General features: G+C 55.0%; 15 protein-coding genes. 3 read left to right on the top strand and 12 right to left on the bottom strand.

Annotated elements, in window-relative coordinates; genetic code table 11:
- Window positions 1-6: 6 nt before the first annotated feature.
- Window positions 7-1,074, bottom strand: coding sequence for a sensor histidine kinase (locus VK574_RS00740; protein WP_472797859.1), 1,068 nt, complete (start codon window positions 1,072-1,074; stop codon window positions 7-9).
- Window positions 1,075-1,158: 84 nt separating this feature from the next.
- On the bottom strand, window positions 1,159-2,208 hold the full coding sequence (locus tag VK574_RS00735) for a tetratricopeptide repeat protein (protein ID WP_472797858.1): 1,050 nt from the start codon (window positions 2,206-2,208) through the stop codon (window positions 1,159-1,161).
- A gap of 838 nt (window positions 2,209-3,046) precedes the next feature.
- Between VK574_RS00735 and VK574_RS00730 the strand changes: the two genes are divergently transcribed.
- On the top strand, window positions 3,047-3,805 hold the full coding sequence (locus tag VK574_RS00730) for a LytR/AlgR family response regulator transcription factor (RefSeq protein ID WP_472797857.1): 759 nt from the start codon (window positions 3,047-3,049) through the stop codon (window positions 3,803-3,805).
- 257 nt (window positions 3,806-4,062) lie between these two features.
- Here VK574_RS00730 and VK574_RS00725 read toward each other — a convergent pair whose 3' ends face one another.
- The 9 genes from VK574_RS00725 to VK574_RS00685 form a co-directional block, all read right to left on the bottom strand.
- Window positions 4,063-7,842 carry a carboxypeptidase-like regulatory domain-containing protein gene (locus tag VK574_RS00725; RefSeq protein ID WP_472797856.1) on the bottom strand — a complete coding sequence of 1,260 codons (3,780 nt, stop codon included), beginning with the start codon at window positions 7,840-7,842 and terminating at the stop codon, window positions 4,063-4,065.
- Between the two features lie 1,103 nt (window positions 7,843-8,945).
- On the bottom strand, window positions 8,946-9,743 hold the full coding sequence (locus tag VK574_RS00720) for an FAD:protein FMN transferase (RefSeq protein WP_472797855.1): 798 nt from the start codon (window positions 9,741-9,743) through the stop codon (window positions 8,946-8,948).
- A gap of 38 nt (window positions 9,744-9,781) precedes the next feature.
- A complete protein-coding gene (locus VK574_RS00715; RefSeq protein WP_472797853.1) occupies window positions 9,782-11,230 on the bottom strand; it encodes a flippase activity-associated protein Agl23 in 1,449 nt (482 codons plus the stop codon).
- Window positions 11,231-11,294: 64 nt separating this feature from the next.
- Entirely contained in the window at window positions 11,295-11,963 is a 669-nt protein-coding gene (locus VK574_RS00710) for a discoidin domain-containing protein (RefSeq protein WP_472797852.1), read from the bottom strand.
- 4 nt (window positions 11,964-11,967) lie between these two features.
- Window positions 11,968-13,293 (bottom strand): Gfo/Idh/MocA family protein, encoded by a 1,326-nt coding sequence (locus tag VK574_RS00705; RefSeq protein ID WP_472797851.1) that lies wholly within the window; start codon window positions 13,291-13,293, stop codon window positions 11,968-11,970.
- Between the two features lie 5 nt (window positions 13,294-13,298).
- Entirely contained in the window at window positions 13,299-13,841 is a 543-nt protein-coding gene (locus VK574_RS00700) for a hypothetical protein (protein ID WP_472797850.1), read from the bottom strand.
- Window positions 13,842-13,864: 23 nt separating this feature from the next.
- Window positions 13,865-14,758 carry a sugar phosphate isomerase/epimerase family protein gene (locus tag VK574_RS00695; protein WP_472797849.1) on the bottom strand — a complete coding sequence of 298 codons (894 nt, stop codon included), beginning with the start codon at window positions 14,756-14,758 and terminating at the stop codon, window positions 13,865-13,867.
- Window positions 14,759-14,881: 123 nt separating this feature from the next.
- The gene (locus tag VK574_RS00690) at window positions 14,882-16,297 is read right to left on the bottom strand and encodes a Gfo/Idh/MocA family protein (protein ID WP_472797848.1); all 1,416 of its coding nucleotides are present in this window, start codon (window positions 16,295-16,297) and stop codon (window positions 14,882-14,884) included.
- Between the two features lie 454 nt (window positions 16,298-16,751).
- Window positions 16,752-17,261 carry an acetamidase/formamidase family protein gene (locus VK574_RS00685; protein ID WP_472797847.1) on the bottom strand — a complete coding sequence of 170 codons (510 nt, stop codon included), beginning with the start codon at window positions 17,259-17,261 and terminating at the stop codon, window positions 16,752-16,754.
- 280 nt (window positions 17,262-17,541) lie between these two features.
- Here VK574_RS00685 and VK574_RS00680 point away from each other — a divergent pair, with 280 nt between their 5' ends.
- Both VK574_RS00680 and VK574_RS00675 read left to right on the top strand, forming a co-directional pair.
- Window positions 17,542-17,715: a hypothetical protein gene (locus tag VK574_RS00680; protein WP_472797846.1), complete on the top strand. Its 174-nt coding sequence runs from the start codon at window positions 17,542-17,544 to the stop codon at window positions 17,713-17,715.
- 141 nt (window positions 17,716-17,856) lie between these two features.
- Window positions 17,857-18,210: a hypothetical protein gene (locus VK574_RS00675; RefSeq protein ID WP_472797845.1), complete on the top strand. Its 354-nt coding sequence runs from the start codon at window positions 17,857-17,859 to the stop codon at window positions 18,208-18,210.
- Between the two features lie 299 nt (window positions 18,211-18,509).
- Here the strand turns inward: VK574_RS00675 and VK574_RS00670 are convergent, their stop codons facing one another.
- Entirely contained in the window at window positions 18,510-19,142 is a 633-nt protein-coding gene (locus VK574_RS00670) for a glutathione peroxidase (protein ID WP_472797844.1), read from the bottom strand.
- Between the last annotated feature and the right edge of the window lie 202 nt (window positions 19,143-19,344).

Below are 19,344 nucleotides of genomic sequence, written 5' to 3'. Positions count from 1 at the left end.
CCTACCTCAGGGATAACGTGAGAGCTCGATTGGGAGGCGAACCATGACCTGAACGCGCGTGAAATCGAGTTCGGTGATCGAGAATGAAGCTTTGTCTCCGTAGTGAAGTTTCAGTCGATTTTGGATGTTCGACAATCCAACTGCGAAGCCGTCTGAACTCGGCATCTTGTCCTTCCCCAGTCCGATACCACTATTGATCACGCTGATCTGGCTTCTCTCACCATCACGCTCGACGTCGACTCTCAGCCCACCCTTCGTGATTTTTGAAAGGCCATGAATGTACGCATTCTCCACGATTGGCTGCAAGATCATGGAAGGAACCAATGCGTCATACAATCCAGGATCGATTTTGAGCACCTGTTCCACCCGCCCCGCATATCGACGTTCCTGCATAGCCATATAGGTCTCAATGAAATCGATTTCGTCCCGCAGGGTGATCAGCTGTGCATCCCCGCGCTCAAGCGTGATACGCAAAAGACTACTGAGTTGTTCCAACATCGCATCCGCGGCATCGACATCCACTCGCATGAGGCTGGAGATGCTGTTCATTGTGTTGAACAGAAAATGGGGATTCAACTGCATACGAAGAGCGGATATCTGGGCGTTGGCCAACTGAATCTCCAGCTGCGCCGCGGTGCGCTCATTTTCGCGATATCTTTCGTAGTAACCCATTCCACGAAACAAGAAGAATGCGCACCAGAAAATGACCATGTTATAGACGAGTTCCTCATCAAGAAAAAGCGTGAGGCGGTGCCAATAGGTCAAGTGCGAATAGTTGATCGGAATGCCCGGAAATGACAAAACAAAAAGCATTTCCTCAACCACGCTAACGACGACGCTGAGGGGAAGAAAGAAGAGAAGCATCATTGCGACGCTTGCCTTTTGAACCGAATCCCTGAAAAGGCGCCACAACAGCCAGCAAATTGTTCCCCACAAGAAGAAATGAAGTCCCCATACCTCAAAGAAAATGATGGCTCCCCAGTGAGAGCCCATGCGCCTGGAAAACACCCACTCCTGCAACGCAAACAGAAAGCCAAGGCACACCGCCGTGCCTATGAAGATTACCGGATTCATGAAAAGTGGATCTTGCCGGCTTTCGTTCCCCCGCATGATGGCTGTTTGGGTACCTCGGCTTTCACTGGCTGGGATGCGGGATTCTCAAGACTGTCCCTGGGTCTGAGGGTTGGCGAGGAGCCGGCCGGCGTGAGCGTTGCTCTCGGGAGACTGGAGTGCATACCCCGGAAAGTCTTTCCAGCTTTCTCCAGCCTTAAAGACGAGATCCAAAGAGAGATGATGGTTCCGATACCACGCTGAGGCTTCCTGATCGACCTCTTTCACTTTTTCTGCTCCCAAAACTGCAGTAAGGGTGTTCAGGTCATTAGCAACCATGCGGTTGGCTGTTTCTCCTCCCTGAAGAGCTGCAACACGGAAATGAAAGTAGGCTTCTTCCCTGTTGATGGGCATTCCCTTGCCCTCGCGCGCGAGCACACCAAGCACCACTGAGGATTTCCATGAGCCTGCCAGAGATGCTTCATTGAGGACGGAAATTGCCTCGTCCGGTGAGTTTGCCAGTTGAGGGTGTTGCGCTAACAAAAGCCCGAGTTGATGCTTTGCAGGAATCAGTCCTGCATCCGCGGATTCCCGCAGCAGAGTTGCCGCTCTCTTGAAGTCATTTGCGTGGGATTGGTCAGTCGAGAGCATTAATCCCAGACGAAATTTGGCATGCGAATCGTGCAGTTTCACACCAGTCTCGTACCAATGTTCAGCCTCGGCTTTGTCAATTTGAACGCCGTCGCCGAGATAGTACATGTCTCCCAGGTAGCAGGCTCCCAGCCCATTGCCTTTTTTGACAGCTTCTTTGAATAGCTGTGCGGCAAGAATTTCGTCTTTTCGCACTCCTAGTCCAAAAAGATACACGACGCCAAGATTCACTTTTGCCTTGCTGAATCCGCTGGCGGCAGCGCGCTCATACCAACGTGCGGCGCGCGCGAGGTCCTTGGGCACACCAATGCCAACTTCATAAAAGTACCCGATCTGATTTTCCGCAGCGGGGTCGCCGGAATTCGCAGCCTTTTCATACCAGTACGCTGCGAGCTTTTCGTCTTGATTCACCCCGTGACCGACGAAGTAGGCTGCAGCAAGCTCAATCTGTTCCTGGATTAAGCCTCGCTCCGCCTCAGTTTGAATCTTCGGAATGTCAGGTTCCATCGACCTGGCTCCGAGGGAAGGGCAAAGAATGAAGGATCCAACTACGAACTGGGTGAGCAGGAAAACGATTTGGCGACGACTCGAGAGAATGTGTCTCATAATGTTTTCACCCGCCTGAATTGCTCGAATTTGCGCTCTGCGCCGGACTGGGAGCAATTCTGATGGCGGATAGACTCCGCGCATGGAAGCACGTTATCAGGAGAATCGGAGCTGCGGGTGAGGCACTGTCGTCGCTACACGCCATCACAGCTCAGTCTCACACCCATTCGTCATCGTCGCGCGGCAATTGGTCACAAATTGAGAAGTGCTCAACACATGTGCTTGCTTTCTGACGATCAGCCGAGCATTCAGATTTGCCGCCATTGGAATTGCAGGGGCCTGATCCTCGCATTTCCGCGGTGCCCGCACCGTCAATAGCCTGCTCTTCAAGACGAGCGCGATCGATCCGATTGCGATTGCCTCGACCATGGTGGGACTGATCGGGATGACCGTGGCAGCAGCAGGCATTCCACGCGACGCGCTTCCAAGTTAGACCCGACGGAAGCGCTTCGCACCGAGTAGTCAACCTTTCCGGATGAGAAGACCCGGCTGAATCGCGTAAGGCTACGGGCCGCTGGGATTGGCAAATCGAGTGTCCGTATTCGAACGATTGACATCGGAAGCGAACAGTCCGCCCGTCATTCGATCGTCGGCTGCGATCCCAAACTATTGATTCCACAATGACGGCACGATACTCGAGACTGGCACTCATCGTGCGACTAGCAAGGCGAAGACGGTCTACTCCCCCTGGCGCAACTGGTGAACAGAAATCCCACGGCTGAACGAAGAGGCTACGGTTATGGTCATTCAGACGCTGATTGCCGATGATGAAGTCCTGGCGCGGCGAAAGCTGCGCCAGTTCCTGAGCGAAGAGCCGGACATTGAAATTGCAGGCGAGGGCTCTACGGCATCGGAGGTCATGGAACTGGCGCGCGCTGCTGCTCCGCAATTGCTTTTCCTTGACGTCCAGATGCCGGGCATGAACGGCATTGACCTGGCCTATGCACTGGCGGACTCAGTGGATATTGCAATGCCTCAGATTATCTTTACGACTGCTTATGATCGGTACGCATTGCAGGCGTTTGACCTCCATGCCGTGGACTATCTTCTTAAACCTTTCACGGCGGAGCGCCTGCGCTCGGCGGTTGACCGAGCCCGTTGCCAACTCCAAGTCAAGCAAAAATCAGCGGATCGTGACCAGGGCCACGACAACGGCGCGGATTCCTTTGCTTCCCGGATTGTCTTCAAATCGCGCGGTCGCATTCTATTCCTACCCGTTTCTGAAATTCGATGGATCGGCGCCGAGGAGAACTATGTGCGCATCTGTGCTGGAGCAGAAACACATCTTCTGCGCGAGACGATGACGTCGATGGAAAAGCGGCTCGATCCGTCCCTTTTCTTGCGCGTTCACCGATCGGCAATCGTAAATCTTCAATATGTGAAAGAGGTCCGCACCGAGGCGCGCGGAGATTTTATTGTTCAGCTCAAGAATGGCCAGAAGGTTGCGATGAGTCGCAGCTATCACTCGCGCATCGGTGAGATATTTGCGACTGCGTGATCTTCGGGCCGATAAGAATGCGGTCAGTCGCGAATCACCCACGCCAGAGTTGCAACGATGACCCTGCTCTGCCAGCGATTCCGGAATAGGAGCGAACGCTGCATCCGAGGTCCAAGGCGACATGATGATTCCAATTCATCATGCTTTCCATCCAAGCCAGTCGTCTCCGATTGCAATTACACCAGTCGTGGTGGATCGGGCCAGGCGCAAAGCCCGATCCACAGCTAAAAGGGGAAGTCCACACGACTACGATTCGATCAGAACTGCAGGCGAAGAGAAAACTGCGCGACCCGAGCGTCGTCTGCTGCTACGGCCGACGATGCCGGGTTGGCGTTGCTGGATGTGATCTGACCAAAGTTGGAAGCGTTGGTTACGATGCTCAGCGCTGGTGGTCCAAAATTCGGATGGTTGAAGAGATTAAAGGCATCCGCACGGAATTCCAGGTCGAGTTTCTCGCGAACAAGTGGAAATGTCTTGGCAATTCCAGCATCAAGGAAGAAGGCTCCAGGTCCGCGTACCAGGTTTCTTTGCCCATATTCAATTCCGATTGGCCCTCTGAATTCTGACAATACTTTGGCCGCCCCTGAGGCTCCTCCCGCAAATCCATAAACCGTGTTGGTGGTGTGATCGGTGTTGACTTTTACTTTCAGGTCAGACTTCTTGCCTGTGAAGATCGCAGGATCTTTATTGTCAAATGAAGCGAGAAATGCGTCTGAATAGGGAGTCACCGTCAATCCCGTACGATAACTCGGCAAAGCCGAGAAACTCCATCCACCGATTGCCTCATCGACCCATCTCGGCGACGTTCCCAGGAACGTCCGACCATGTCCGAAGGGCAGATCATAGATAAGGTGTGAGGTAATTTCCTGCCTGACGTCAAAGTCGGAGCTAGCCCGGCAGGCACGCGGCCTGAGAATATCGCAGACAAATCCCGTGTTACTGAACAGTGCGTTGGCGTTTGCGCTCTCTGACGCGTTATCAATCGAGTGGGACCACGTGTAGTTAATCTCTCCACGCAACCCACCAGACAGATTCTTGTCCAAAGTGAGGAGGAAGCCGTGGTAGTTGGACGAACCCATGTTTGTGAGATAAGCATTCGTGCCGAACTGAGAAGGTATCCCGATATTTGTGGGAAGGAATCCGGTAAAGCCGAGGAAATAGCTGTAGTCGGCTATCGTGGCAAGGCTGTCGGTGATGTCTCCCCGATTGCCCAACTGGCCTATCATGGCCACTACCAGGTTGGTATTGTTCCCGAGTCCGATCGACTCACCAGTTCCAGGCGCGAGAACATCTTCAAACCAGGGCTGCGGCGTTAGTGGAGTACCTGCCCGCAATTGCGTTGTCAGTCCCGCGAAAGCGCCGCCCATGGTCTGGGTGGAATTTCCCGTGTAATCGGGAACGTCGATCACCTGCGATGCATCTGCATCTGCGATGAGGCGTCGCCCGAGCCTGCCAACATAGTTTGCCTTCAGGATCAGGTTGCCTGGAAGCTCCTGCTGGATGCCTGCATTCAGGGTGATTGAGTAAGGATCTTTCAATTTCGGGCTGATGACGAAGCTTGTCTGACCGGCGGCCAATCCAAAAGGAGTTCCCATGTTGTCAACGTAAGGCGTGTATGGGGCCGTGATCGGTGCTGGAGGAGGATTGAGGCTTGCCGCATAAGCGAGATTGCTTCCAAGGCGGGGATCGCTGGCAAGGGAATCCCGCGCAGAGCTGGCGCCGAATTGATTCACCTGCTGGTTAAAGAATAGATAGGAAATCTGGTCCTGCAGGAAGTTGATCGCGTTAATCACCGTTCGATCATAGACAATGCCGGCTCCGCCGTTGACCACCGTCTTTCTGGAATTGAAGGGACTGTACGCGAAAGCAAGACGAGGTGCAAAGTCCTTGTAAGACATTCCATAAAGGTTCGGTCCGTGGTTGGCCTTTCCGCCAAGAACGTAACTGTAAATTGGAAGCCCAGTATTGCTTGTATCGCCGGAAGTGCTCTGAGCGAGGCGGTCCTTGATATAGGTGTTGAGTTCGATGGGGCTGGAAACCGACTCGTCTCCATGCACTTCGTAGGGCACCGAATAGAGCTGATAGCGCAAGCCATAAGAGAGAGTCAGGTTGCGAGTCAGCTTCCAGGTGTCGCCTGCATAGGCTTCTGTCTCAAAAAAGCGGTATGCCCTTGGTCCGCCAGCACCAGCCGGTTGCGCCTGTCCTTTGTTGTTGTAGGTGTAATTGGTGGCGATATCGCCAATCACACCAAGAGCCGAGGCAAACAGTGTGTCATAGTCATTGATTGCAACGCTGTTGGCGTTGTTGTCTCCGCCGGTCGCGATATCCGACGGACGAACCGAAGGATCCAGGCCGCCATTCAGCGCGGAGCCCTGCAGCCCGGCAGCGACGAAATTGAAATTGCTGACGAGGTTTGAATTCGTTTTGACGAATTTGAAGGTACCGCCGAATGTGAAGCTATGCGTACCTCGTTGCCAGTTGAAGTCGTCCCGGACGACGGGCACTGGAATCCGGCGCTTCTGGCCGTCGAAGTTTGTGAACGGACCATTGAATCCGCTGAAGCTATACTGGTTGGCTCCTGTCGGATTGTAAAGGTCGGGGAAATTGTATTTGCTGACCGTGTCGCCGTAGTAGAACTGGTTTACCTTGTTTCGTCCGATTGTCCAAACATGGCTCACGACGTAGCCGTAGCTTCTATCCGTGAATGGGTGGGTAACTGGATCGGAGGGAAACTCCGGGAGACCGGATATTGCGTCTCTGCGTGTAATCGTGAAACGGCCAAACAGTCTCTGCGTTGGAGTCAGGTTATAGTCAATTCGGCCGACATAGGTGGTTTGGAGATCAGGAGTGGGCACCTTGAACCGATAGCCGCCAGTGTTGACGCCATCGCCCTGTGTGAGGTCGTTGGCTTTGGGATATCGCTGGTCGATGTAGGACATGACGTCGGAATTAAAGCCGGTGCCCGCCGGATCCAATCCTGCAAGTTGTCCGGGGCTGAGGGTGTTGATGCAACTCGGCTGCGTGTTCAGGCGGCTCGCGTCGCCGCATCCGGTTCCATTGTTGATATAGTTCAGGGTTCCGTTGCGAAAGGCATCGAGCGGAACAATGGGTTCGGCCGCAGACGACTGAATGATCCGCGAATCTGCGAAGTCAAAAAAGAAGAACATCTTGTTGCGCTTGATCGGACCACCGATACTGCCGCCGAATTGATTCCGGATCAGCGGAGACCTTGGAAGCCCATTGAGGTTATCGAACCAATCGTTCGCTTCGGTGGTCGTGTCGCGGTGATATTCGTTGAGGTTGCCGTGAAATGCGTTGCTTCCGCCCCTCGTCACCAATTGAAACTGCCCACCACTTCCAGTCCCGATCGAAGGAACCAAACCGGCAACCGTACCGCTGAACTGTTCCACGGAATCGACGGGCGCATTGGCGACGATTAAGAATGTCTGGCCGGTGGCAAAATCATTCACATCCATACCGTCGAGCGTCACCGCAGTCTGATCGATTCGGGCGCCCGTCACCGCTCCCTGAAACGAGTCCACACCGGGTTGCTGGGTGAACAACGTCGCGATTCCCGCGGTGCGATCATAGATTGGCAATTGATTGAGCTGATCGACGGCCATATTGTTCCCGATCGACGCGTCCGAGGTGTCCAACGTCACCTCAGTTGTTCCGGCCGACACCTCCACCGTTTCGACATTGCCCGGCACCAAGGTGGCATTCTGGGTTCGCGTGACTCCGACAGCGAGCATGATGTCCGACACCTGCGATATGGAGAATCCATCATGGCTGAATGTTGCTTTGTAACCCGGATTTGCTGGCACGCTTACAAAGCGATAGGATCCCCGGCTGTCTGTCTTCTGCGTAAACGTCACTCCCATGGAAGGATTTGAAAGGGTAACAACCACGCCCGTGATCAGGGCTCCGGTTGAGTCAGTAACCACACCGGTCATTGAGGAACTGTCCTGCGCCATTACCTCGACGGTGAGTGAAGCGGCAAGCATTAACAGCGCGAGCTTCATTAAGTGGCGTCGCATCGTGTGTGGTCTCCTTTGATGGTGATTGCTGACTGAATGTCAAGTTTCGGTAGAGCGCACATAAATCTCACGGACGTGAAGCTGGCACTCAATCTTTGCTGTTCGCTGGGAAGTGCGTGCTGGCAGTTGGTTGTCTCCGCATGCATCAACGGCTGCTTTGAATTGCTACAGAGCAGTAATGCATGCACGGAGCCAAGTTCAATTGACTAGGCAGCAAAGTGACGAACGGTTGGGGTTGGGTGATGGTCTTCCATCTCTCGGGGACGAGCGCTGTTCGTTTGTGACAAAGAGCCAGCGGAGAGCGCCGAAGCGAAGAAGGCGGAAATCTTATTATCTGTACGCGAAACGCAAGAACCTACGTAGTCGTGTATTGTCAGGAATCTGGTTAAATGTGATTTCTTGCATCCGCACAACCCTCATCTCACTGTTTTCAGGGACGAATCGCGGGGGACGCGACGCAGATCCTCGCTAATCGCACTCTCTCCAGACCATAAGACGATGCCGCCGTATTTTCGGCGCCTGCTCAAGAATTGCTGGACGGATGTCGAGTGAGCAACGTCAGAAATCAAGAGAGAAGCATCGACAGATCGCCCAAGAGCTTCATTCGGACGGCATCCGGGTAAATCGAACAGCCTCCGCCCGATGAATGGGAAAAGATTTCCGTAAAGAAGAAGCGAAGATCGATCGTATCTTATTGATTATATGGAGTGGGAGACCGGATCGAACCGGCGACATTCAGCTTGGAAAGCGGGATAGGTTTCATACTTTCAAGAGCTTACCCTGCCTTCTTTGAATTTCACGAACCGATAGAACCAGCAACCTGCGAAGGTACAGAAAAATCTGGACCAAATCTGGACCAAGGTTTTTGCAGAGCCACTATTTATGGGCCTTTCGCACTGATGCTCCCTCACTTGGTCCGACCTTGGTCCAACCTGCAGCCCACGACCTCCGATATTTCCCTGAAGAACGAGCTCGATGAGTGAATTGATCTTTGCAAAGTTGAGGGTTTCTGTTGAATTCCTGCGCGCTGATTGGCATCTTGCCCGCCATTTGTTGAACCCACGCCCGCCCTCCAGAATCTACGAATCGTCGGTCACGAGACGCTACGATTGAACCGGGAGTACGCGCCTTCCAAGCGGGCGGTATCCGTCGTCTGTTTCGAGAAAAGCCAGCCAGGAATCGTTCTGGGCGAGTACCTCTTCGAGTTCCGGCTCGCTGAGAACCATGCAGGCGGTAGAAAGCGCATCAGATTCTGCAGCAGTATCGGCGAGAGCCCACGCACGCGTTTGCCGCGATGCTGTGCGTCCGTTTCGGGGATCAAGAATGTGAGGTCCCTGCACCGCCAGCCCTGAACCGCTCAAGGAAGCGTGCGTGAGGAGAACCCTTTGCGACGCGTTATCTTCACCAAAGCCGCAGGACCATCCTGGCGTTTCGGGAGGCGGGTCTCCCGCAAGGACGCTGCTGCCACCGGCGTTCAACAAAAATGAGGGGCAATCCCACCGGTTCAGCAATTCTGCCACGCGGTCGAGTGCGAAGCCCTTGCCAATAGCGCCTAGATCGAATTGGAGTTGGCCGCTCAAGCAGAGAATTGACTGCTCATCCTGCGCTAAATCCCACTTCGGAAGAGAGACCTGACTTTTCAGGGCAGCGGGAGTTGCGCAAAACGCGCCGTGTGTCGCCCGCTCCATCCGCTCCGCGATTTGCAGGCAGGCAAAAGCCGGCTCGCTCAAGCGCATCTTCTCGCCAGGCGCCAGATCTCCGATGCGGGTAATATCGCTGTTGCTTCGAAAGCGGCTCAGGCGCGCTTCCAATAAATCGACCAGATCAAATCCGGCCTGCGCAGCCTGCGCGCCGTACGTTCTCTCGTCGCAGTTGATGCGCACCTGAAAATGGGTTGCCATGGCAGCATGGTTGAATTGATGGATTTCACGCATAGGAATCATTTTGGCGCGGGCGACCACAACAGGATGAGCACACCCTGACGGACCCCGAAGAACTCCGCACGAAAATTCTTGAGTTGATCGGCGTATTGGTCCGCAGCCTCGGTGGAAGTGATATAGAAATCCGCATCTTTCGGCTGCTGGCCCGGCTGCCAGAAACCAACTACGGAAAAGTGTCGCAAGTACCACGGAAGAGGCCAGGGATCGGAAGCAATCACCGTGATGCGTGGCGTGGCGATTCCATTCCGGCGAGCCAAATCCGCGATCTCTCCAGGAAGTCCGAGAATGTCTTCCGAAGTGTGGGCATATGCATAGGGATTGCTCTCGTCCACGGGATGGAGAAAAACGCGCTGGCGCGTGTCGTGAGCGATCAGGGCCCCTGTCAATGCTACGAGAATGCAGAATGCTGGAACCGTTGCGCGTTGACGGAATCTCGCTATGCTCCACCGCCAGAGTGACTCGACCGCCATTGCCGCGCATAACGTCAGCGGAAGCCACAGATTGAGCGCCAGCCATGGTGTCTTGTACGGAATCAAGCTGTAGATAATGGTGATCAGCGAACCGTAGTAGGCGAGCCATTGATAAGGTGAAGCGACACGTCTTCTGACAATGATGAAGAGCCCGAGGCAGGCGAATGCGACTAGCAATCTTCCGGACCAGCCCCGCGTGAGAAGCCAGCCGAAATACCAGAAGGGTTTCTCGTGACCTTGACCAGCCGCGCGTGCAAAGAGATCGGGCGCCGCATGTAATAACGCGGGCAGGGCGTTCCAGTTTCTGCCAAACCAAGTGAATAAGGTGGTGCTGAGCACCAGAAAAGAGATAGCTGCGACAAGTATTGTCTTTCGCTGGCCCCATCGCATTTGACCTGATCCGTGCGCGTTCCTGAACTTGAACACAATTGCAGCGGCTCCAAGAGCGAGAAAGTGAAGGAGCGCAGTCTCCTTGCAAGCCAGCATGAGAGCAGCACATGCGCCTGCAAGCGCTGCCTGGCGGGCAGAGCGCGTTGTCGCGGCGCGCCAACCAGACAGGATCAGTCCGAACGTCGCCGCGCAGAACAGCGATTCATGTATGAAGTACCTGTCGTAGTAAATAGGCAACGGAGCGACGGCAAACAGAATCGCTGCGAGCAGGCTGGGGATGAAGCCGAACATTTCGACGGCAGCGCCAAAAAGCAAAATGGTGATGGTCCCAGCCACGACCGGCACGACCCGCAACTCTGATTCCGTCAAGTCAGAGAATGACTTCGCTCCCTGCATCCTGACTATCGGCAGAGCAAGGGCCGCCAGCGCGGGACCATGGCGGTCCTGCGGATCGTAGATGAAAGGCTCTTTGGCAAGCAATTGTCCGACGATGTAGGCATTGACGGCTTCGTCCGTATGCATGGGCCGCGCGTCCAGTTGCGGGAGGCGAATCGCCAGGCCGATAAGCGCGACGATGAAGAAAGCCATCCACCGAGCCCAACGCGAAGGAGTAACTGCGCTCTCCATCAGTGCGCTGCCGGAGCGACTAAGTTCAAGCAGGCTTGCCCCACACTTCAACCTCAATGTAGTCGTTCAATTTGTTAGTCGTGTTCCCGTTGCTGTAGAGACGCACATAACGCCCATTCGCGCCCTTGGCATCGATCAACTTACCCTGGTAGGTTTCGACGTAATTCAAGTCCTTACCACTGCCGGCTCCAAGTTCGCCTTTGAAGTCATTGTTGAAGATGGTGGTAACACCAGACTTGAACATAGGGTCATTGGAAACTTGAACCACGACATCGCGGTAGACGCGCGCCTGGGAGTGGAAGTGCCAGAGAAGCACAGCATAGATGTTGGCGTTCTTCGCCAGGTCAATCTGCACCCATTGCTTGCCCGGCCCGAGTTCGACCCACGAGCCTTCGTCGCCGGCCTTGTCACCATCGGTGACCAGGTCCAGCGTTCCGACCACAGGATTGTTGTCGCTGGATGTAACTTTCTTCCCCTTGGCGAGATTGAGAGTGCCCGCGGGAACCATAAAGTCCGGGCGCTTTCCCTTCATCGGCGGCTCAAGGTTGGGCACATTGAGCGGAACGGGTGTGCCGACGAACAGAGGGCGAGGCAGTTGTGTCTTCAGCGGGACTTTGTCCTGCGCCAGAGCAGCACTGGCAACAACTACGAATGCGATGACAAAAGCGCAACTACGGGAGAGTTTTGTTTTCATAATCTCAGGCCTTCACTTCTTCGCTGGTGATCAAAAGCTTCTTCTCGACACCCACCGCTTCGTTGGCTTTATGAATGACGTATTCACTCGTGAAAGCCTCATCGCCAGGGCAATTCAACTTCGCCGTTCCCCGAATTGTGTTGAAGAAATTCTCGAGATGCGATTGATGCGGGGGTTTATTGAAGAACACAGGGATCTCGTATTGTGCGAGTTGCGCGGTTTCCCGCACGTCTACTTTTGTGGCGTCCACGGGTATCGGAATTGCACGCACATAGCCCTTCTGTGCCAGGTCATCCCATGAGACCGCATCGGCGCGAGCTTCACGATAGATGGCACAGAGCGACGGATCCTCTGACATTTTGATGGTGCCGTCATCCCCCATGAACGTTTCAAAGTAGCCGCCGCCGGCGCTGGTCGTTGTCTGCACCTGGTAGAAAGCGCGTGCGACACCCTGGGCCAGAGGATATTCGTAAATGACCATGGCGTTGTCGTACCAGTCGTGATTTTTAAAGTAGTCGAGGCCGCCGCTGGCAACTACGGACTTGGGCGTCGTACCAAGCCACCAATTAAAGATGTCAATCTGGTGCGCTCCGAGATCCGATAAGGGACCGCCGCCGAGGCCTTTGTACCAGCGCCAGTTGCGGAACTGGTGCATGTCTTTGTAGCCATACTTTGTGAGCATGGTCGCCGGCATTTCATATTTCTTCGGCCATCCGAAGTCCTCTTTGACGGCACGATTCCATTGTCCCTGCACGGCAGTGAGCCTTCCGCAAAACTGGGCATCGTGAAGCAGTTTGTTCAGCGCGAATACATACCGCGGGTTGCTGCGGCGTTGATGACCGATTTGCAACAGCTTTCCAGTTTCGCGCATGGTTTGCACCATGGAGCGCGCACCTTCAATCGTGTTGCTCATCATCTTTTCGCAGTACACATGCAGACCCGCCTTGAGGCAGGTATTGGTCATCGGTGCATGGCAGAAATCCGGCGTGGCGATGAGAACCGCTTGCAGGTCTTTCTCTTTGGCGAGCAGGTCCTCGTAATTTTCGTAAACACGAACTTCGTTTCCTAACTTCTGCAGGTAGCGTTCGCCTTCGCCGCGGTGGTACTCCCAGATGTCACAGAGGGCGACGAGCCGGACACCTTCGATGTTAAGGAACGACTCGAGGAGGACCTGCCCTTCCTCGCCATAACCAATGAGAGCGACATTGATGGTATTCAGCGACGACTTCTTGATGACGGCCTTCTGTTCACCGGAATCGGACTTGCAGGCCTCCAACAGCATGGCGGCGCCCGCCACCGCTGTAGTGCTGATAAACTCACGACGATTCAACTTGTCTACCATTTTTTCATGACCGCAAACCTGTTGTGCTGGACCAGCATAAATGCGGCCGCCACCAGGCCGATGTGAATGCCAAGGTAAGCCACGCCATCGTTCGCATCAATCAAAACCAGCCCGACGGTCAGGGCGACGAAGAGCAATCCCTGTATGAGCAATGAGACGCGCGTACCCAGTCCGACGATGAGCATGACTCCAGTCAGAATGAATGCTGGTCCGAGCATGCGATCGAACAGCGTCAACGCGAATTTCGGAAACATCGGATCATGCGCGAACTTGTCTCTGAGCCCGACAGGGATACCCGCGTAATTGGCCAGTGCGTAGGACTTCACGCTCACGTTGACCATCACGCCGCTTGCATCCGGCTGGCCGGTAGAAGGATCGATGAGCGGCGTTGCAACCGCTTTATACGCGGCATATTTTTGAATGCCGACAAACAGGGCACGGACACCCAGCCATAGTCGCAGAGCCATGAACGCGAAGGTAAAGTCCCAAGCGACTTTCTGGACAGGAAGCACTTTTATTTCAGTTGTGGCAGCCATGTATCCTCAAGCAAGAAGGTGCGCTAAATCGTAAGATTCTTCATGTACTCCGCATCCACCTTCAACGATTCCTTCCAGGGCATATCGAATTCCTCCTGCTCGACGAATGCGTGCGTAATCTTCTGGTTTTCTGCAGCCTGCGCAAAAATCGGCCGGTAGTCGATCGATCCGCGACCCAGCTCAGTCACCTTCGCATCGTCATGCGTCTCGATCGAGATATTTGGCGGAAGGTGGAAGTCTTTTACATGGAGCATGGAGAAGCGGCTGGGGTACTTCTTCATCAGGGCGACAGGATCCTGCCCTGCGACCTTTACCCAACCGAGATCCATTTCGAAGCTCATCTTGTCGGGCTCGCAGAGGGTGAGCAGTTCCTCGTAGGGCACCTTGCCATCGACCGGCTTAAACTCCACCCAGTGGTTGTGGTAGCCAAAGGTGATGCCGGCCGCTTTCAGCTTGTCACCGGTTTTGTTGAATTCTTCGGCGTTGTACTTCCAGTCATCTATTGTGAGTGGCCCAGCCTTTTTGCTGGAGTCAGGAGGGCTCTTGCGTCCCGGCCCGGGACAGATGATATAACTCACGCCGATGGTCTTCTCAAATTCTGTTGTGGCGTCCAGGTCTTTGGTGACGTCGAGAAACGAACGGTGTGAGCTGACACACTTCAGCCCTGCCTGGTCGAGCGCCTTGCGGATCTCTGGCGCGGGTTTCTTCGGCAGCGAAGCGGACTCCACCTCAACGTACCCAGCCTCGCGCACCGCCGCCAGAGTTCCTTCGAAGTCCTGTGCCATCTGCTGCCGCACGCTGTACAGCTGGATGCCCGGCATAAGACCCAACGGCATTCCAAACGAGAACTTCGTAGCTGAGACGGCTGCAACTGCGGCTGCCCCGCCGATAAAGTTTCTGCGCGTTACTGATCGCATTGTCCCTCCACCTGAATCGACCATTCTATCGTCGGCCGGTGATTCGGCCAAACTTCGGGAACTCGAAGTCACGCCGAGAACCGGTACTCGACTCGATGAAGGCCGGGAAAGAACATCGAGCTTCTAGCTCATCTTCCAAGGCCCGCGATATTCGCGCGTCATCAGTTTGCTCGCTCCCGGATCGCCGATGATCTTCTCTTCCTTCGCATCCCACCGGATCTTCCTTCCGGTGAGCATCGAGATAAGGCAAAGGTGTCCGGGAATCGCCGAGTTGTGTCCGACTTCCACGGGCGTCACGGTCACCTGACGCGTTTTGATGCAATCGAGGAAGTTCTGCTGATGATCGGATGAGGTGTATAGCTTGACCTTGCGCAATTCCCGCGGCAGGTATTTGCCCGGCTTCCACGCCGGATTCGAGGCGTCAAATCCCTCGCGATCGACCCATACCCAGCCCTCGGTGCCAATCCACTTCACGCCCGTCTTGATCTCGGGATAGCCGCCGGCAATAGTCATTGTGACGCCGCGCGGGTATTTCAGTTCGAACCGATATTTCGGCGCGGTGTTCCAGACCGCGTGGGCAGGTGGGAGTTCACCACTGCCTTCGACCTCCAACGGTCCGGTGCGATCGAAATCGAGGCCCCAGTGGGCAATATCGCAATGGTGACCGATCCAATCCAGAAGTTCGCCACCGCCCGTGTTGTAGTTCCAGCGCCAGGATTTGTGGGAACGAGCCCTGATGTACGGCTCCATCTTCGACGGGCCAATCCACATCTCGTAGTCCAGTTCCTTGGGAGGATCGGTGACGAGCATATTCCAGGCAGGCGTGCCTGACACGATCTGCTCCAGGCTGGCCACGTTTTGCCCTTCGGAGGCCAGGTTTGCCAGCGCCTTCTTCCCCACTTCGTCGAAGTCTGCGTTGCCGCCAGGCAAGCCGACTTCGACATGGGTCACGTCGCCAATCAGCCCGTTTCGAACGATTTCTGCGGCTTTGTGAAACATGGGAACGGAACGCTGCCACGAGCCCATCTGCCAAATGATCTGATTCTTCTGGACGGCGCGTACGATGGATTGCTGTTCGGCAATGGTGTGAGCCAGCGGCTTTTCGCCGTAAATGTCTTTCTTGTGCCGAGCGGCCTCGGTGGCGACGATCTCATGCCAGTGGTCGGGGACGGCGATCATAACGGCATCGATATCGTCACGAGCCAGCAGCTCGCGATAATCGTGATAGCCCTTGCAGTCCTCGTTTCCATATGCGTCATTGACCTTCTTGACGGCAGCCTGCAGATGATTGGCATCGATATCGCACGCGGCGACTACCTGGCAGTCCGACAAGGTCAGGAAGGCTTCGGTGTTGCCGGGCCCTTGCCACCCCATCCCGATCACGCCGAGGTTGATGCGGTTATTGGGCGCTGTTGGCGGAGTCTGAGCTCCGGCGCGGCGAAGAACTGCGGGAAGAATGGCAGCAGATCCGGCAGTCTTCAGAAAGCGACGACGATTGAAAGGGCGAACGAGGGATTCATATCCAGATTTTTGTGGCATCACCTATCTCAATATCACTTCATGCAGGGAAACTAAGATGATTTATATCACTTTCCACCGGCAGTTCGACATCGCCACTGCGTTGCTGACCGGTTTATCCACGCAATCGAGTCACCCACTTACTTGTTAGGATTCAAATTGATTTGCACGCTGAAGCCGTCCTGTCGTCCCTCAATGATTTAAGGACGCCACATTTTATTTCTAAGAATGCTCAATTCTCAGATGTAATAGCGGATCTGAGAACTCAAGCATGGCTTCTTTCCGAAGACGCCAGTTCTGCGTAGCTGACAGCCCAAGTCTCGAGAAGGCAAGTGTCCAGAGGTCTCCAAGCGCTCCAACCTCAACTATTGACAATGCGCGTTTCCAGGCTTGCCGCGGCCGGATTTCATACTCAGCGATTTGGCATAAATCCAGAACCTGATGCCACCGCCGCATTTCGCCACAGTAACATCTCCTATTTCACGATCGTGGCGAGACGGGCTTTGCTGATCTTCAACACCATGCCGGCATTCCTGTCAGCAACTTCACTGACATGGTATTCAGCGGCAGTTCCGAGCACCTGCGCAATCTCTGAAGGCGTAAGCTTGTAGTCCTCTTCGAGCCATGAAGCCATATCGCTTGTGGCTTCTTTGAAAGCGTCATCGAGCGAACCGTCAAGCCCCATGGTGATGATATCGGTGACCGTCTCCACGCGAGGGTCTCCGATGCGCTTGTTGGGGACGACGTCAACAGTCAGTTCCACGTCCATGGATGTTTCGAGGGCATTGCCATTAAGCTCGCCGTCACCTTGCGCTGCATGTGCGTCGCCGAAATAGAGCAGTGCGCCGGGGTTTGCCACACGAAGATAGACGGTCGCGCCTTCCCTTATTTCGTTGAAATCCATGTTTCCGCCGTAATATCCCGAGTCGCCCGTACCGGGTGGGGCCTGCGCAGTGCCGGGAGCGGCAGAGATACAACCGAGCATGGGCCTTAGCGGGATCGCGTAGTGCTTAAGGTGTTCTGCGGGGGGGCATCGCTCTTCTGTTGCTCAATGCATTGTGGCTCGCCGGAAGCCTTGCGCATGCCGCCAAAGTTTCTCGCCTGCCCAAGCCCTCGGGACCTTACGGCATCGGCAGGGCAGCGTATGACTGGACAGACGATTCGCGTCGCGACAGCTTTGTGCGGGAGCCGAAACGCAACCGCGAACTCATGGTTACCTCTGGTTTCCCACCGAACGTCCGGCGGCGGAGCCGCACGGCGTGTAAATGCCGGGAGCGAAGCTGATCGATGCCGATCCCGATCTACGCCGCCGGATTAGCGAGGAATTTGGCACCGAAGAGTGGGCGCAGATTCTCTCTGGTGCCGTCTACTCGCACGTAGTGGAGAATGCGCCGGCGGCCCGCAGCAAGTATCCCGTTCCTTTCGCCGACCGCGCGTGAGAAGGTGTAAGCGCTTGAAGACCAATATCCCGATCGCGGCGTTCAGTTGGAAGCGGCATGGGCAGCCGCCGCGCGCGGCGTGGAGCGCGGCTTCGAGACGCTTGAAGCGAAATGCATTGTCCGCAGGAGGCATCCGCCGCGATGCACTATTTAACCGAGCTCGGCGCCAAGGATCGGATTCCACTGAAATCGAAATCGGACGACTTCAAGGCTATCGCCGAGATGTGCCAGTGGCTTGCGCATCCCAATGAAATGGGGAGTCCGCCGCACGACATTCGTCAGGTCGACGCGCGTGAGCTCTTCTGGCTTCCCACCAGCGATCGCCGAAAACTGTGGGTATTTCGTTATGAGTATCCGCCGCGCCACAGCAAGACAGAGCCGGAAATCGACCATGGATTGGTCGGCTCGGTCACATTCGCATTGTTCGGCGAGTCCACACCCAACCTCTCCGCTGAGCAGGTGTACGGGCTGCACTGTGCCTGGGAGCTGGAGTGATTCGCATGATTACGTTCATCATGGACCAGCCGGCATACGTGCGCATTCCGCAGCTCGGTTGGGGTCACACAGATCGGCATGCCAACGCGGGACGCCAGCGGCCTTGCGTGGCAAAAAAGAAGGGCAATCGTCTTGCACCATCGCCCGCGTTCAGAGTGACAATTTTAGAAATTGAAGCGCAGCGACATCTGCACTTGGCGCGGGCTGCCGCTGATCTCTTCCGAGAAGCCAACTTCAACTGCCATTCAGGGTCTTTGCTTCGAACGCTCTAACTAGTGAGTCTCTATCAATCTCCAAAGCTAATTTGTTTCATTTTCCTCGTCGGCAGACTGATCTTTCTCCTTTGCAACCTGTTTCTTCAGCTTGCCGGCAAGAGCGAGCTCAATGGTGACGCGGAAACTCAGATCGGCTGGATCTTCGCTGACCTCGTAGCGAGCAAGTGGTTTTCCTTCCCTGTCGATGATGAACTTGGTGAAGTTCCAGTGCAGTTCTCCTCCGGGTACGCTTGCTTTCGGATCGCACAGAAAGATGTAAAGGGGAATCGCGTCAACGCCGTGAAGCTTCGCGGGAGTGAAGAGCGGAAATGAAACATGAGCGGTGTTGTTGTAGTACCCGCGCAATGCCGCAGCATCCTTTAATTCTTTCCCACCAAAGTCCGATGATGGAATCCCGAGGACAACAAGACCCTCGGCAGCATAGCTCTTCTCCAGATCGTTCAGAGCCGCAATCTGATCGCGATAGGTGGATTGGCTCGCAAGATTAACAATGAGCAATACCTTGCCCTTGTAGGTGGAGAGCGGGACGGTCTTGCCATTCACGTCGATCAGCGAAAAATCGTAGACCGTCTGCTTTGTAGCTTGCTCGTCGGGAAGTGCCCGCTGTGCGCAAGCAAGAACAATCATTAAGAGTGGCGAAATGAGGCGGCGATACATGAAGACTCCCCCGAGTTTTCCGGATCGATGTTCGCATTGTCCCATCCGAGCCGCTCGACGACCTACCTTTTTCCATTCAAAGGCCTCTTGGAGCTACAAACCAGGGCCACCCGGCCTTCCCCGTGGAGATCGATTCACTGCTGAGAATCTCCCGGTATCCGTAGGCAAAGATTAGAGTTCCCCAATTCGCGCAAACGTGGCA

Source organism: Occallatibacter sp. (genome assembly GCF_035317045.1).
Classification (GTDB): Bacteria; Acidobacteriota; Terriglobia; order Terriglobales; family Acidobacteriaceae; genus Telmatobacter.
Note: the sequence above shows the minus strand (reverse complement) of the source record. Positions and strands in the feature narration are given on the sequence as shown.

Excerpts from the sequence above, each read along its gene's own strand:
- VK574_RS00740 (WP_472797859.1), bottom strand. The coding sequence starts at position 1,074 with ATGAATCCGGTAATCTTCATAGGCACGGCGGTGTGCCTTGGCTTTCTG.
- VK574_RS00735 (WP_472797858.1), bottom strand. The coding sequence starts at position 2,208 with ATGGAACCTGACATTCCGAAGATTCAAACTGAGGCGGAGCGAGGCTTA.
- VK574_RS00730 (WP_472797857.1), top strand. The coding sequence starts at position 3,047 with ATGGTCATTCAGACGCTGATTGCCGATGATGAAGTCCTGGCGCGGCGA.
- VK574_RS00725 (WP_472797856.1), bottom strand. The coding sequence starts at position 7,842 with ATGCGACGCCACTTAATGAAGCTCGCGCTGTTAATGCTTGCCGCTTCA.
- VK574_RS00720 (WP_472797855.1), bottom strand. The coding sequence starts at position 9,743 with ATGGCAACCCATTTTCAGGTGCGCATCAACTGCGACGAGAGAACGTAC.
- VK574_RS00715 (WP_472797853.1), bottom strand. The coding sequence starts at position 11,230 with ATGGCTTTCTTCATCGTCGCGCTTATCGGCCTGGCGATTCGCCTCCCG.
- VK574_RS00710 (WP_472797852.1), bottom strand. The coding sequence starts at position 11,963 with ATGAAAACAAAACTCTCCCGTAGTTGCGCTTTTGTCATCGCATTCGTA.
- VK574_RS00700 (WP_472797850.1), bottom strand. The coding sequence starts at position 13,841 with ATGGCTGCCACAACTGAAATAAAAGTGCTTCCTGTCCAGAAAGTCGCT.
- VK574_RS00695 (WP_472797849.1), bottom strand. The coding sequence starts at position 14,758 with ATGCGATCAGTAACGCGCAGAAACTTTATCGGCGGGGCAGCCGCAGTT.
- VK574_RS00690 (WP_472797848.1), bottom strand. The coding sequence starts at position 16,297 with ATGCCACAAAAATCTGGATATGAATCCCTCGTTCGCCCTTTCAATCGT.
- VK574_RS00685 (WP_472797847.1), bottom strand. The coding sequence starts at position 17,261 with ATGCTCGGTTGTATCTCTGCCGCTCCCGGCACTGCGCAGGCCCCACCC.
- VK574_RS00680 (WP_472797846.1), top strand. The coding sequence starts at position 17,542 with ATGCCGGGAGCGAAGCTGATCGATGCCGATCCCGATCTACGCCGCCGG.
- VK574_RS00675 (WP_472797845.1), top strand. The coding sequence starts at position 17,857 with ATGCACTATTTAACCGAGCTCGGCGCCAAGGATCGGATTCCACTGAAA.
- VK574_RS00670 (WP_472797844.1), bottom strand. The coding sequence starts at position 19,142 with ATGTATCGCCGCCTCATTTCGCCACTCTTAATGATTGTTCTTGCTTGC.